Consider the following 13,325-nt stretch of genomic DNA (forward strand, 5'->3'; position numbering starts at 1 on the left):
ACATGGCAACAAAGAAAGCAGCACCGAAGAAAGCCGCCGCGAAGACGGCAAAGCCGGCGCCCAAGAAGGCGCCAGCCAAAGCGGCCGTGAAAGCATCCGTCAAGCCTGCTGCCTCCAAAAACACCAAACCCGCGCCTAAGAAGGCGGTAGCTGTCAAAGCAGCTCCTGCCAAAAAGTCGGCCCCGGCCAAAGCGGCCCCCAAGGCAGCGCCCAAGAAAGCAGCCGTAAAGGCGGCTCCTAAAAAGGCAGCCCCGGTGCCCGCCAAAAAGGCCGCCCCGGCGGCAAAGCCGGTAGCAAAGGCCCCGGTCAAGGCTGCCCCGAAGGCTGCCGCGCCTCCTGCGCCTGCCAGGAAAAGCGCCGCCGAGCCGGTAAAAAAGCCGGCCGTTTCTGCTCCTTCCACGCCCGAGGTAAAGCCGGCTATCAAGCCGCTGACCCCGGCCAAAAAGAAAGAGGAGCCGAAAAAACCCTTTGTCATCCCTAAAACAACCACTACGAAATCCGTGAAGTACGATCCTGAGTTTACCAAGTCCGTTCTCGACAGCAATGGAAAGCCCCAGGAAGCGCCGCGTTCCTCGCAGCGTTATTCCGACGCCGACCTGACCGAGTTCCGCGAGCTGATCAACCGCAAGCTGGAGACCGCCAAGAAGGAACTGCTGTACCTGCAGGGCCTCATCACCCGCAAGGATGAAGGCGGCGACCTCGACGAAGGCCGCTACATGACCATGGAAGACGGCTCGATGTCAATGGAGCGCGAGCAGCTGAGCCAGATGGCCAGCCGCCAGATCCAGTTCATCGACCACCTAGAAAAGGCCATCATGCGCATCGAGAATAAGACCTACGGCATCTGCCGCGTCACCGGGAAGCTGATCGACAAGGCCCGCCTCCGCGCGGTGCCCCACGCGACGCTCTCTATCGAAGCGAAACAGATGATGAACAAGTAAATTGAAAACCCCGGCTGACGCCGGGGTTTTTTGATTTTACGATGTCCGATGTCTGATGTCTGATTTGGCTGGCGCACCCTTCCTGAGCCCGTCATTGCGAGCGTAGCGAAGCAAGCCCCTGCGGAAGGCACTGCCAATGACCGATGGGGCCGGAATATGCCGCAGGAGTTTGGTTTCAGGCTTTGCTTTTCTCAACGACGACCGGGAGCGTTCATTGTGACGAACTGCCGCCTATATTTGAAATCCAATCCCCCTTCCCATGAGCCGCCTCCTGCTTGCCTTCCTCGCCCTGATTTCGTTGAATGCCTCCGCACAGGTCATTTCGGGTCCCATGCTCGGGCCCGTGGAATTGCGCGATGCGATCATCTGGCTGGAGGTGGCGCCCACTGTGCGCTCCGTGAAGGTGGTCTATACCCCGGTGAGCAATATTGGCAAAAAGGTGGCGCAGCCTTCCGTTACTTATACAGGAAAGCTCGGCGCCGCCTCCAACCCGGTAAGCCTCGTGCTGGCTGACCTGGAGCCGAATACCGTTTACAATTACTCTATCATTATCGACGGCAAAGCCGTTCCCGGTGCCGGCGGCGCCTTCCGCACCAAGGAGCTGTGGCAGTGGCGCAAGCCCGCGCCCGACTTTTCGTTCCTGACCGGCTCCTGCGCTTACTTCAACGAGCCGGTGTACGACCGCCCGGGCACGCCTTATGGGGGTGATTCGAGCATCTTTCTTACGATGGCGAAGGAGAATGCCGCCTTTACCCTCTGGCTCGGCGACAACTGGTACTACCGCGAAGTTGACTTTTTCTCGCCCTCCGGACTCTGGTACCGCGCCCGCCGCGATCGGGCACAGCCCGTGCTGCAGCCCCTGTTGCGCAAGATGCCGCACTATGCCATCTGGGATGACCATGATTTCGGCCCCAACGACTCCGACAAAAGCTATACGCTCCGCGAAGAATCGCGCAAGGTCTTTACCAGCTATTGGCCCAATTCCTCGGCGGGTAGTGGCGGCGAAGGCATCTATACCAAGGTGAGCTACGGCGATGTGGACATCTTTATGATGGACGACCGCTGGTTTCGCAGTGCCAACGCCATGAATCCCGACGACAGCAGCGGCGCCCCGAACGCCGCTAAGCGGATGTGGGGCGCGCAGCAGCTGGAATGGCTGAAGAATGCGCTCCTGTCGAGCAACGCCACCTTTAAGATAATCGCCACCGGCAACCAGACCCTCAACCCGATGGCACGCGCCGAGTGCCTCCAGGATTATCCCGCCGAATTCAACGAGTTCCTCAGTTTCCTGCGGCAGGAGCGCATTGACGGTCTCCTTTTCCTTACCGGCGACCGCCACCACAGCGAGGTGATCCGCTGGGAGCGCCCGGGCAGCTACCCGCTGTACGACGTTACCAACTCGCCCTTTACTTCGGGCATTAGCAAGGTGACGGGCACGCCCGAAGCCGCCAACCCGGCGCGCATCGGCGGCACCTTGGTGGAGGCCCAGAACTACTCGCGGGTGCGCGTCAGCGGGGCCGGTGGAAAGCGGCGCCTGCAGGTGGAGTTCGTGGGCATCGACGGCCGCACGCTGGGCGCCTGGTCTGTATCCGAATCCGAATTAAAAACGCCCGCTGCACGATGACCATCCATTTTTCGTACAACCGCAAAGACGTCATCCAGGCACTGCGCTACCATTTCCTGAGCCGACCCGAGATCCGCGTGATGATCATCGTAGTGAATGTGTTTGCGCTCATGTCGGCGATACTTTTTTATATGAACCGCGCCACGCCCCTGGCCTTCCTGATCGGGTCGCTCACCTGGTTTGTGCTGATGACCGTGTTCTGGCTCCTGCTGCCGCTGACCGTTTACCGGCGCAACGACACCTTCCGCGATCACTTTACCATGGCCTTCGGCGACCAGGGCTTTACCCTCGGCAACGAGCGCGGGGAGCGGCCTTTCGCGTGGAGCAAGCTCAGTAAGTTCATGGAAACACCCGGCTTCTTCTACCTGTATTTCGACCCGCGCTCATTTTTTCTTGTTCCGAAGGGCAGCCTCAAAGACAGCGACGAAGTGTATGAGTTGCGGCAGATCTTTAAAGAGAAAATCGGGAAATAATGCGGTAATCCGGTAATGTGATAATGCGGTAATAGAAAAGCCGCTCCTCTGGAGCGGCTTTTCTATTAACTAGCCAAACGTTTTATCACATTACCGGATTACCACATTACCGCATTGCTAAAGTGCTTTTTCCATAACATAGTGGGGGATCGTAATTTCCCTGAATTCCTCGCCCTTTTTCTTGTAGCCCATTTTCTCGTAGAAGCCCTGGGCGTTCTTACGGGCATGCATGGTGATCTTTTTGTAGCCGCGGTCGCGGGCGATATTTTCCGCGAAGGACATGAGGGCTTTGCCGATGCCTTTGCCCTGGAGGTCGTTGAGTACGGCCATCTGGCGCAGGCGCACGGTGTCGGGCGCTTCTTCCACCAGCATGCAACAGCCAAGCAGGTGATCGTCCTCGTAAGCCACCATCAGGATATTGTCTTTTTCTTTTTCCAGCTCTCCCGGCTCAAAAGACAAACCGAGCGGCCGCCGAAGGATCTCCTCGCGCAGCTGCACCATTTCGTCGTATTCGGGCGTTCCGTGATCAATGATTTTCAATGCCATGTTCCCGCTTTGGAAGGCTTCAAGATACAACGAACGGCGGTTACGTGCAAATGCACTTTATTTGTGCCCCGAAGCAGTACCGTTGAACGGCCTTCCGAAAGAAATTCGGCGCGGGTTGTTTTATTCGGAAAACTTCTATTTTTGCAACTCTATAACCAAACTTTTACAAAATGTCAGACATCGCAGCAAGAGTAAAAAAGATCATCGTTGATAAGTTAGGCGTTGATGAGGCAGAAGTTACCAATGAGGCTTCTTTTACGAACGACCTCGGTGCCGATTCGCTCGACACCGTTGAGCTGATCATGGAATTCGAGAAGGAATTCAACATCTCGATCCCTGATGAGCAGGCTGAAACCATTACCACGGTAGGACAAGCGGTTTCTTACCTGGAGGAGCACGCCAAATAACTGCTACCGTCTTTACGGATAACTTATTTCCGCCTTCATGCATCTGCAGCGAAGGCGGTTTTATCTTACGCGAAACACATCTAATCCACCTCAGGCATTATGAAGGGTCTTAAACGTGTAGTTGTCACCGGGATGGGCGCCCTGACGCCGATTGGAAACACCGTCACCGAGTATTGGAATAACCTGCGCAACGGCGTAAGCGGCTGCGATACCATCACCTTGTTCGACGCCTCCAAGTTTAAGACCCGCTTTGCCTGCGAGCTGAAGGGTTTTGATGCGACCAACTTCCTTGATCGTAAGGAAGCGCGCAAGCTCGACCGTTTCACACAGACGGCCCTTGTCGCCTCCGACCAGGCGATGCAGGACTCGCTTCTTGAAAAGGAGACGATGAACCCCGACCGTATCGGCGTTGTGTACGCCTCCGGCATCGGCGGTCTCATCACCTTCCAGGAGGAAGTGATGAACTTCGCCAAGGGTGATGGCACCCCGCGCTTCAACCCCTTCTTCATCCCGAAGATGATCTCGGACATCGCCGCCGGCCACATTTCAATGCGCCACGGCCTGCGCGGTCCCAACTTCTCCGTTACCTCGGCCTGTGCCTCGAGCACCAACGCCATGATGGAGGCCCTCAACCTCATCCGCCTGGGCAAAGCCGACATCATCCTTACCGGCGGCGCCGAAAACGTGATCTCCGAGGCCGGTATCGGTGGCTTCAATGCCATGAAGGCCCTTTCCGAGCGCAACGACGACCCCAAATCGGCTTCCCGCCCCTACGACAAAGACCGCGACGGCTTTGTCATGGGTGAAGGTGCCGGCGTGGTGGTGTTTGAAGAGCTCGAGCATGCCCTCGCCCGCGGCGCCAAGATCTACTGCGAGGTAGCCGGCGCCGGTGCCACCGCCGACGCCCACCACATGACCGCGCCCCACCCCGAAGGCCTCGGCGCGCGCAACGTGATGCTCCAGGCGCTCGAAGACGCCGGCATGATTCCGGGCGATATCGACTACATCAACACCCACGGTACTTCCACGCCCCTCGGCGACGTGGCCGAGGTAAAGGCCATCGAAGCCGTATTTGGTGAAGATGCCTACCGCCTCAACATTTCTTCTACCAAATCGATGACCGGCCACCTCCTCGGTGCCGCCGGCGTAATCGAAGCGATCGCCTGCATTATGGCGGTGCAGAACGACATCTGCCCGCCCACCATCAACCATTTCGTCGCCGACCCCGAGCTTAACCCGCGCCTCAATTTCACCTTTGGTGAAGCCCAGAAGCGCGAAGTACGCGCGGCCCTGAGCAACACCTTTGGTTTTGGTGGCCACAATGCCTGCGTCATCTTTAAGAAATATTCTGCTTAAATTGCCGCAGCGCCATTAACGAAGCGTACCACAATTGGCATTCTGGGATTCCTTTTATAAGAAGAAGAAAGACGGCGACCCCTCTTTTAAAAAGCAGCTGAAAGGCCTGCTGGGCTATAGTCCCGGTAACGTAACCCTGTACAAGACCGCGCTCACGCACCGTTCCATCAAGGAAACCTCCGATGAGAACAACGAGCGCCTCGAATACCTGGGGGATGCCATCCTGAGCGCCCTGGTGGCCGAATACCTCTTCAAGCGCTATCCTTATAAAGGCGAGGGCTACCTCACCGAGATGCGCTCCAAGATGGTCAACCGCGCCCAGCTCAACGATATTGCCATCCGGATGGGGCTCAAAAAGGTGACCCTTTTCAATAAATCGGATGCCTCTCTGAAAACGAGCCAGATCTTCGGCAATACCCTGGAAGCCCTCGTTGGCGCCATTTACCTCGACCTCGGCTATAAAAAGACATCCCGCTGGATTCTGCACCGGATCATTCAGCCGCATATGTTCATGGACGAGCTGGAGGCCCGCGACATCAACCAGAAAAACAAATTGTACGGCTGGGCCAACAAGCATGGCAAGACCCTCGAGTTTGAAACGATCGGGGAGAAGCTCGAGAATGGCCGCCGCCTCTTTACGGTAGCCGCCGTGCTCAACGGCAAGGTCATCGCCGAAGGAAAAGCCTACAATAAAAAAGACGCTTCCCAGATCGCCGCCCAGAACGCGGTGGAGAAGCTCGGCATTGAAAATGCCGATTCTGCCGGCCACGGGTACTAAGCCGGTTCTTCCTATTTTCTTACAAAGTCTTTCTAAGGGTCTAGGTAATTCACTTAGGCTGCTTAAGCGCGTGCCTAAGAATCCTTAGGCCCTCCCTTAGCCTCATTTTTCTGGAGGCAGGGGGCGAACTCCGTATAAATACGTTATTCCTACCCCTATTTTCCGTAAAAATACGGTGTTCATTTTCAGTTGGTTATAAGTCGCTAAGGGTAATCTTTTAAAAAAGTTCAGTATTTCCCGCAAAAAAAATGGTGGAAATACTAGGTAATCTAAAAAGATGCGCTAAATTTGCACTCGCAAGACAAGGTTGATAGTGCGAAACACTTAGAAAAACCTACCAACTTCGTTTAGCGACCGTAAGAAAACTTCTAATCCGTACCTACTCATGAAACAATTTTCACTTACCCTGCTGGCCATCATTGGCTTCGCCATCATCGCACAGGCCCGCATCTTAACCGCAGCAAACAATGGCGACTGGGCCACGGCCTCAACCTGGAGCCCCGCTGTAGTTCCCAATAACAATGACACGGTGGTCGTGCCCCAGGGAAAGACCGTCAGTATCACGAACAATCAGAACATGAACAACGAGTACATGCTGCTCCGCGTCATGGGTAAGCTTGCATTTGTCGGCAATGGTTCAAAGCTGAAAGTGAATGGCAGCAGCGCCGTACTGGTTTATCCCGGCGGCATGATCGACGCCAGCAGCAACTCCCAGTCTATTAGTATCGGCAATACGGACGTGCTGAAAGGCAACGATATCGCCGGCGGTTCTACCGGTTACATGGCTACCAGCACCTCCAACGGCTTTCAGAAATTCAACTTCAACACGCTCCCCGTACGTTTTGTGGCCTTCACAGCCACCCGCCACAGCGGCGATGTGCTCCTCCAGTGGACCACTGCCCAGGAAGTAAACGCTTTCTCCTTTGAGGTGGAAGCCAGCACCGACGGCCGCAACTGGGTTGCACTCGCTACCATTAAAGCCGCCGGCACCACCAGCCTCGAGCAGAACTACAGCTTCCTTGCCCGCAACTCCGGCGCCGGCAGCATCCAGTTCCGCATCAAGCAGATCGACCTCGATGGTAAGTTTATGTACACCGCCGCCCGTATCGTAAAGGGCTCCGGCGAAGCGGGCGAGATCAAAGTAGCCGCCAGCGCCGGCCGCGTGGTGCTGCAATTCGGCCAGGAAGTAAAGGGTGCTACGGTGCGCATCCTCGGTCTCAACGGCCAGGTGCTCCAGGAGCAGAAGCTCGGCACCGCTATCGGCCAGGTGCTGGTTCCCACCACGCAGAAGGGCATCTGCCTCGTAGCCGTGGTCACCGAAAACGAAGTAGCCGCCGCACAGAAAGTGCTGCTCTAAGATATTTTTGTCGGAATCAAATCGAATTGCCCCCGTTGTCCAGCGGGGGCTTTTTGTGACCTCACCCCCAGCCCCCCTCCGGTGGGAGCGGGGTGCCCCTGTTCATCATTGATTACCGGTTTGTACTTTCTCCTGATTGAACTTAAAAAAAAGAGCGGATGCCGCAGGCATCCGCTCTTTGTATCAGGATCTAACAGAAGACAGTTCGAAACAGTAGTCAACTACCCGAGCGTCATCCGTCTCCCTCTGGAGAGGGGCGGGAGTGAGGTCGGGACCATAGCGAAAGCCGGGTGTCAGTCGTAGATCTTCTCTTCCGGCTCCGCCCGCTCCTGGCACAGCTCGATCAGCACCCCGTTGGTGCCTTTCGGGTGCAGGAAGCACACGAGCTTGTTGTCGGCACCCCGCTTCGGCTCGGGGTTGAGGAGTGTAAAGCCTTCATTCTGAAGCCGTTCCATTTCGGAACGGATGTCAGCAACGTCGAAAGCGATGTGGTGAATGCCTTCGCCCTTCTTTTCGAGGAAGCGGGCGATCACCCCGTCGGGGTTGCTCGACTCGAGCAGCTCGATCTTATTGGGCCCGTTCTGGAAAAAGGCCGTTCTGACGGCTTCCGAGGCCACTTCCTCGGTTTTATAGCAGGAGGTGTTCAGGAGTTTTTCGAAGAGCGGGACCGAATCGGCGAGGGAGCGCACCGCGATCCCGATATGTTCCACTTTGAGCATGCAGGCTTGTTTACGAATTGCGTAAAATTAGGATTACAAAAACTGATTTTCCTCAGTCCGCGCCTGTTTTTGAAGTAATTTTGTAGACTGAAATTTTGGAGAACCCGATTATGCTCAAACTTCCTGTATATCTCGACCATAACGCCACCACACCCTGCGACCCGCGGGTCGTGGAGGCCATGATTCCTTACTTCACCGAAAGCTACGGCAATGCCGCGAGCCGCAACCACCCCTTCGGGTGGCAGGCCGAGGAAGCCGTTGACTATGCCCGTGAGCAGGTAGCCAAGCTCATCGGCGCCGATCCGAAAGAGATCATCTTCACCTCCGGCGCTACCGAAGCCGACAACCTGGCCATCAAGGGCGTTTTCGAGATGTATGCCTCCAAGGGCAACCACATCATTACCTGCAACATCGAGCACAAAGCGGTGCTCGATACCTGCAAGCACATCGAAAAGCTCGGCGGCGAGGTAACTTATCTCCAGGTAAATAACGAAGGCCTCGTGACCCCCGAGCAGGTGGAAGCGGCCATCAAACCCAATACGGTACTCATCGCCCTGATGTGGGGCAACAACGAGATCGGCACCCTGATGCCGATCCGCGAGATCGGTGCCATCGCCCGCAAGCACGGTGTGCTGCTCTTCACCGACGCCACCCAGGCGGTAGGTAAGATCCCGGTGGATGTAAACGCCGACAACGTAGACCTGCTGGCCATGACCGCGCACAAGATGTACGGCCCCAAGGGCATCGGTGCCCTTTACGTGCGCCGCAAGAGCCCGCGTGTTAAGGTAACCGCCCAGATGGACGGAGGCGGCCACGAGCGCGGCATGCGTTCCGGTACGCTCAACGTGCCCGGCATCGTGGGTTTCGGCAAGGCCTGTGAGCTTGCCCGCCTTGAAATGGCGCAGGACGCCGAGCGCCTTTCCAAGCTGCGCGACAAGCTGGAGAACGCACTGATGGAGCTCGAGGAAGCCTACGTCAACGGCAGCAAGGAGCACCGCCTCCCCCACGTGACCAATATCTCTTTCAAATACGTGGAAGGCGAAGGCCTGATGATGGGCTTCAACAAGAATATTGCCCTCTCTTCCGGCTCGGCCTGCACCTCGGCTTCCCTGGAGCCTTCCTACGTGCTCAAGGCCCTCGGTCTTGGTGATGATCTGGCACATAGTTCGCTCCGTTTTGGACTGGGCCGCTACACCACGGAGGAGCAGATCGACTATACCATCGAACAGGTTCGCAACACGGTGACCAAGCTCCGCGAAATGAGCCCGCTGTGGGAGATGTACAAGGATGGTATCGATATGAACTCCATTGAGTGGGCACACCACTAAGATTTTCAGATCTCCGATGTCTGATGTCTGATTTGTTTTGCAGTCGGAAAAAGACGAAGGGATCAAACAATAAAGGTTGGTAGGTACCCGGTACTAATTAACCAATAGACTAATTAACCAATAAATACATAAGCCATGGCTTACTCTGATAAACTTCTCGATCATTATAATAACCCCAAGAACGTGGGTACGCTCGACAAGGGCAACAAGAACGTGGGCACCGGCCTGGTGGGCGCTCCCGAATGCGGCGACGTTATGCGCCTGCAGATCGAGGTGGACGATGCTACCGGTCTCATCAAGGACGCAAAGTTCAAGACCTTCGGTTGCGGCTCGGCGATCGCTTCTTCTTCGGTGGCTACCGAGTGGCTGAAGGGCAAGACCATCGACGAGGCCGTCAAAATCGACAATATGGATATCGTGGAGGAGCTGAACCTTCCCCCCGTAAAGATCCACTGCTCGGTGCTTGCTGAAGACGCCATCAAGGCGGCCATCAACGATTACCGCGTTAAGAATGGTCTCGAAGAGCTGAAGTTCGACGACAGCATTGTTCACTAAGAGCAAGTTTGCTAGTGGGGTAGTATGCTGATGGATTCTCTTTTAAATGAGAATAGCCCTTTGGCACCGAAGCACCATCCACTAGCGCACTAGCAAGTTTGCACATTAGCACATTAAACCTATGGTTGCAACAGACAACGGAATTTACGTAAGTGATAAGGCCCGCGACAAGGTGCGGCAGCTGATGCTGGAAGCCGGTGTAGGCGACGATCCCTCGTACTTTGTACGCGTGGGCGTCGTTGGCGGCGGTTGCTCGGGATTGAGCTACAAGCTCGATTTCGACAACGAGCAAAAGCCGATGGACCAGGTGTTTGAAGACAACGGCGTGAAAGTGGTCACCGACCTCAAAAGCTTCCTGTACCTCGTAAACACGATGCTCGATTTCTCCGACGGCCTCAACGGCAAGGGCTTCTTCTTCAACAACCCGAATGCATCGCGCACCTGCGGTTGCGGGGAGAGCTTCGCGGTGTAATCGTGAATCGTCAATCCTGAATGCCGAAGGCGTCGCGCAAGCGACGCCTTCGGCGTCATTGCGAGCGAAGCGAAGCAAACTCCGGCGTTACGCAGAGTGGTCGTGGTCGAAAGAACTTTCAAATTGAAGCGCTTGCGGGTTACAGTCAGTCTTCAGGTAGGAGAGTTTGCTTCGCGTTGCTCGCAATGACGGCTTCGCCGTCGCCTGGCGGCGGATTTAGCGTTTCGTTTCACATGTTTTCCGCGCTTTCCGCGTTTTCTGCGTGCGCACCTTCCTCCGCGTTTTATTCTTTACTTACTTTACACCCTATGTGGTCCATCTGTAAAAAAGAGCTCGGGCAGTTCTTCGGCAGTCTCACGGGCATCATTGCCATCGTGGTGTTCCTGCTGGTGAACGGGCTGGTGCTCTTTGTTTTCCGAAACAATATCCTCGACAATGGCTACGCCACCCTCGAAGACTTCTTCCGCTTTGCGCCCTGGATCCTGATCTTCCTGATCCCCGCTATCACCATGCGTTCCTTTGCCGACGAATACCGAAGCGGCACCTTCGAGATACTGCGTACGCGGCCACTCACACCCGCGCAGATCGTGGGCGGTAAGTTCCTGGGCGCCTTCATTATCGTGCTCATTGCGCTGTTGCCTACGCTGGTGTATTACTTCACCGTAAATCATCTCGCCGCCACAACCGGCATCGACGCAGGAGCCGCCGCCGGTGCCTACCTTGGGCTCGTCTTCCTGGCTGCGGTATTTACGGCCATCTCCATCTTTATCGGCAGCCGCACCAGCAACGCCGTCATCGCCTTTATCCTCAGCCTCATCGCCTGCGCGCTGCTGTACTACGGCTTTCACGCGCTCGGGCAGCTGGAGGCATTCCGTGGATCTGCCGATTACTACCTGGATGCGCTGGGTATCGACGCGCACTACCAAAGCATCAGCCGGGGTGTGCTCGATCTGCGCGACCTGGTGTATTTCGCCAGCCTGACGATCTTCTTTCTTTTCCTCACCCGCCAAAACCTGCTTCAACGCGCATGAACAAACGAAACCGTGCGGGCGCCTTCATTGTGGCCCTGCTGCTGTTGCTGGCGGTAAACCTGGTGGCGCACTTCGCACCGGCCCGCTTCGACCTCACCGAAGAGCACCGCTACTCACTCAGCAAGCCCACGCAGCGCCTTCTGCGCACACTCGACAGCACCGTTACCATCGACGTATACCTTACCGGCAAAGACCTGCCTGCCTTCGTGCGCAAGTTCCAGGGTTCGGTTAGCGATTTTCTCGCAGAGGCACGCGGCTACAGCGGCAACAAGCTGCAGTACCGCTTCATCAATCCTTTTGAAGGCGATACGGCCGCTTCGCGCGCCTTGCTCGACACGCTCCGCAATCAATATGGCCTGGTGCCGGTGGCGGTGCAGGCGCCCGAAAAGGTGGGCGACAAACTCGAAGTAAGCGGTGTGATACATGGCGCCGTCGTGCGTTATGCCGACCGTGCCGTGCCGGTGGATATGCTGAAAGGACAGCGCGCCTTCGGTACATCTTCCGAAGAACTGGCCGCACTGTACAACAACGTGGAAGCCTCGATCGAATACAAATTCGCGAACGCCATTGAAAAGGCAACCACTAAGGAAAAGCCGCTCGTGGCTTACCTCCTGGGCAATGGCGAGGCCTGGGGCTACAATATCAACGACGCCTTCCTAACCCTGCGCGAAAACTATTTCGCCGATACCCTCAACATCAAGGAGGTGCCTTATATCCCCGCGCAGATCGACGCGGTGGTGATCATGAAGCCGACGGTGCCCTTCAGCAACGAAGACAAGCTGAAACTTGACCAGTACGTAACGCATGGCGGCAAGCTGTTCTGGATGGTGGATAATATGTACGCCGAGTTCGACAGCCTGTACAAGACGCAGGGCTTCGTTGCCTACGACCGCGGCCTCAACCTCGAAGACCTGTTCTTCAACTGGGGACTGCGCATCAACCAGGACCTGCTGCAGGACATGCAAAGCGACCAGTTACCGCAGGTGAGCGATGGCAACGGCCAGCAGCGCCTCGTGAGCTGGCCTTTCTTCCCCGTGCTCGACGGCACGCAGCATCCCATCAGCAAAAACCTTGACGGCATCCGCAGCTTCTTTCCCACCACGATGGATACGGTGCAGGCCGATGGAATCAAAAAGACGGTGCTTCTTCAGTCTTCCGCCAATGCCCGCGTGCTTGGGGCGCCGGCCAAGATCGATTTCGAGTTCCTGGAGATCGCGCCCGATGAGAAATTGTTCAAGCGCAGGAACGTGCCGGTGGCCTACCTCGCCGAAGGTCCTTTCCGGTCGCTTTATGCGGGCCGGGTGCCGAAGTCGGTAGTGGATACCCTGGCGGCGCAGCAATACGAGATCTTCCCGGTTGCTGAAAAGCCCGGCAAGCTGATCGTAGTGGCTGATGGCGACATCGCGCTTAACCAGTTCAGTTCGTCTTCGGGACCGCTGCCGATGGGCATGAACGCTTTTACCCGTTATACGTATGCCAACAAGGATTTTTTCCTCAACAGCCTTGAGTACCTTGTGAATCCTTCCGATATCCTGCAGACCCGCAGCAAGGAATATACGCTGCGCCTCCTCGACCCGCGCCGGGTGAAAGAGGAGCGTACCCAATGGCAGCTGATTAACATCGCGCTCCCGGTGCTGCTGCTGGTGGGCTTCGGATGGGCTTACGGTGCCGTGCGTAAAAGAAAGTACGCTACCCGTTGACGGTGCCGTATTTGCATCGCCTACTTTTGTCCCAATTG

General features: G+C 56.3%; 14 protein-coding genes. 12 read left to right on the forward strand and 2 right to left on the reverse strand.

Translation table 11 applies throughout. The annotated features are described in order from the left end of the window. The first annotated feature begins 2 nt into the window (after nucleotides 1–2). The 3 genes from EPD60_RS12715 to EPD60_RS12725 all read left to right on the forward strand — a co-directional run bounded on the left by EPD60_RS12715 (nucleotide 3) and on the right by EPD60_RS12725 (nucleotide 3,038). Complete coding sequence (locus EPD60_RS12715; RefSeq protein WP_131449894.1) at nucleotides 3–941, forward strand: TraR/DksA family transcriptional regulator; 939 nt, start codon at nucleotides 3–5, stop codon at nucleotides 939–941. A 259-nt stretch (nucleotides 942–1,200) separates the two neighbouring features. After that, complete coding sequence (locus EPD60_RS12720; protein WP_131449896.1) at nucleotides 1,201–2,565, forward strand: alkaline phosphatase D family protein; 1,365 nt, start codon at nucleotides 1,201–1,203, stop codon at nucleotides 2,563–2,565. Continuing rightward, a complete protein-coding gene (locus tag EPD60_RS12725; protein ID WP_131449898.1) occupies nucleotides 2,562–3,038 on the forward strand; it encodes a YcxB family protein in 477 nt (158 codons plus the stop codon). The genes EPD60_RS12720 and EPD60_RS12725 overlap by 4 nt, the downstream gene beginning before the upstream one ends. A gap of 117 nt (nucleotides 3,039–3,155) precedes the next feature. Here the strand turns inward: EPD60_RS12725 and EPD60_RS12730 are convergent, their stop codons facing one another. Next, entirely contained in the window at nucleotides 3,156–3,584 is a 429-nt protein-coding gene (locus EPD60_RS12730; RefSeq protein ID WP_131449900.1) for a GNAT family N-acetyltransferase, read from the reverse strand. Nucleotides 3,585–3,754: 170 nt separating this feature from the next. Between EPD60_RS12730 and EPD60_RS12735 the strand changes: the two genes are divergently transcribed. The 4 genes from EPD60_RS12735 to EPD60_RS12750 all read left to right on the forward strand — a co-directional run bounded on the left by EPD60_RS12735 (nucleotide 3,755) and on the right by EPD60_RS12750 (nucleotide 7,482). Then, a complete protein-coding gene (locus tag EPD60_RS12735; protein WP_072835589.1) occupies nucleotides 3,755–3,991 on the forward strand; it encodes an acyl carrier protein in 237 nt (78 codons plus the stop codon). A 99-nt stretch (nucleotides 3,992–4,090) separates the two neighbouring features. Beyond that, nucleotides 4,091–5,347 (forward strand): beta-ketoacyl-ACP synthase II, encoded by a 1,257-nt coding sequence (gene fabF, locus EPD60_RS12740; protein ID WP_131449902.1) that lies wholly within the window; start codon nucleotides 4,091–4,093, stop codon nucleotides 5,345–5,347. A 34-nt stretch (nucleotides 5,348–5,381) separates the two neighbouring features. Beyond that, the gene (rnc, locus tag EPD60_RS12745; protein WP_131449903.1) at nucleotides 5,382–6,125 is read left to right on the forward strand and encodes a ribonuclease III; all 744 of its coding nucleotides are present in this window, start codon (nucleotides 5,382–5,384) and stop codon (nucleotides 6,123–6,125) included. Nucleotides 6,126–6,510: 385 nt separating this feature from the next. Beyond that, nucleotides 6,511–7,482: a G8 domain-containing protein gene (locus tag EPD60_RS12750; protein ID WP_131449905.1), complete on the forward strand. Its 972-nt coding sequence runs from the start codon at nucleotides 6,511–6,513 to the stop codon at nucleotides 7,480–7,482. A 293-nt stretch (nucleotides 7,483–7,775) separates the two neighbouring features. On the opposite strand, the gene mce is transcribed toward EPD60_RS12750, so the two are convergent. After that, a complete protein-coding gene (gene mce / locus EPD60_RS12755; RefSeq protein ID WP_131449907.1) occupies nucleotides 7,776–8,201 on the reverse strand; it encodes a methylmalonyl-CoA epimerase in 426 nt (141 codons plus the stop codon). Nucleotides 8,202–8,311: 110 nt separating this feature from the next. Here mce and EPD60_RS12760 point away from each other — a divergent pair, with 110 nt between their 5' ends. From EPD60_RS12760 to gldG, 5 genes are all read left to right on the forward strand, one after another. Then, nucleotides 8,312–9,529 (forward strand): IscS subfamily cysteine desulfurase, encoded by a 1,218-nt coding sequence (locus EPD60_RS12760; protein WP_131449909.1) that lies wholly within the window; start codon nucleotides 8,312–8,314, stop codon nucleotides 9,527–9,529. A 135-nt stretch (nucleotides 9,530–9,664) separates the two neighbouring features. Further along, entirely contained in the window at nucleotides 9,665–10,084 is a 420-nt protein-coding gene (gene iscU / locus EPD60_RS12765; protein ID WP_131449911.1) for a Fe-S cluster assembly scaffold IscU, read from the forward strand. 121 nt (nucleotides 10,085–10,205) lie between these two features. Next, entirely contained in the window at nucleotides 10,206–10,556 is a 351-nt protein-coding gene (locus EPD60_RS12770; protein ID WP_131449913.1) for a HesB/IscA family protein, read from the forward strand. A gap of 308 nt (nucleotides 10,557–10,864) precedes the next feature. Then, entirely contained in the window at nucleotides 10,865–11,587 is a 723-nt protein-coding gene (locus tag EPD60_RS12775) for an ABC transporter permease (protein ID WP_131449914.1), read from the forward strand. Then, complete coding sequence (gene gldG, locus EPD60_RS12780; RefSeq protein WP_131449916.1) at nucleotides 11,584–13,287, forward strand: gliding motility-associated ABC transporter substrate-binding protein GldG; 1,704 nt, start codon at nucleotides 11,584–11,586, stop codon at nucleotides 13,285–13,287. The genes EPD60_RS12775 and gldG overlap by 4 nt, the downstream gene beginning before the upstream one ends. Nucleotides 13,288–13,325 lie beyond the last annotated feature (38 nt).

Origin of the sequence: Flaviaestuariibacter flavus (assembly GCF_004337505.1) — a bacterium.
In the GTDB taxonomy this organism is placed as follows: Bacteria; Bacteroidota; Bacteroidia; order Chitinophagales; family Chitinophagaceae; genus Flavisolibacter; species Flavisolibacter flavus.

Coding starts and splice junctions, on each gene's coding strand:
- EPD60_RS12770 (WP_131449913.1), top strand. CDS start 10,206: ATGGTTGCAACAGACAACGGAATTTACGTAAGTGATAAGGCCCGCGAC.
- EPD60_RS12775 (WP_131449914.1), top strand. CDS start 10,865: ATGTGGTCCATCTGTAAAAAAGAGCTCGGGCAGTTCTTCGGCAGTCTC.
- EPD60_RS12715 (WP_131449894.1), top strand. CDS start 3: ATGGCAACAAAGAAAGCAGCACCGAAGAAAGCCGCCGCGAAGACGGCA.
- iscU (WP_131449911.1), top strand. CDS start 9,665: ATGGCTTACTCTGATAAACTTCTCGATCATTATAATAACCCCAAGAAC.
- mce (WP_131449907.1), bottom strand. CDS start 8,201: ATGCTCAAAGTGGAACATATCGGGATCGCGGTGCGCTCCCTCGCCGAT.
- EPD60_RS12720 (WP_131449896.1), top strand. CDS start 1,201: ATGAGCCGCCTCCTGCTTGCCTTCCTCGCCCTGATTTCGTTGAATGCC.
- fabF (WP_131449902.1), top strand. CDS start 4,091: ATGAAGGGTCTTAAACGTGTAGTTGTCACCGGGATGGGCGCCCTGACG.
- EPD60_RS12735 (WP_072835589.1), top strand. CDS start 3,755: ATGTCAGACATCGCAGCAAGAGTAAAAAAGATCATCGTTGATAAGTTA.
- gldG (WP_131449916.1), top strand. CDS start 11,584: ATGAACAAACGAAACCGTGCGGGCGCCTTCATTGTGGCCCTGCTGCTG.
- EPD60_RS12750 (WP_131449905.1), top strand. CDS start 6,511: ATGAAACAATTTTCACTTACCCTGCTGGCCATCATTGGCTTCGCCATC.
- EPD60_RS12725 (WP_131449898.1), top strand. CDS start 2,562: ATGACCATCCATTTTTCGTACAACCGCAAAGACGTCATCCAGGCACTG.
- EPD60_RS12760 (WP_131449909.1), top strand. CDS start 8,312: ATGCTCAAACTTCCTGTATATCTCGACCATAACGCCACCACACCCTGC.
- EPD60_RS12730 (WP_131449900.1), bottom strand. CDS start 3,584: ATGGCATTGAAAATCATTGATCACGGAACGCCCGAATACGACGAAATG.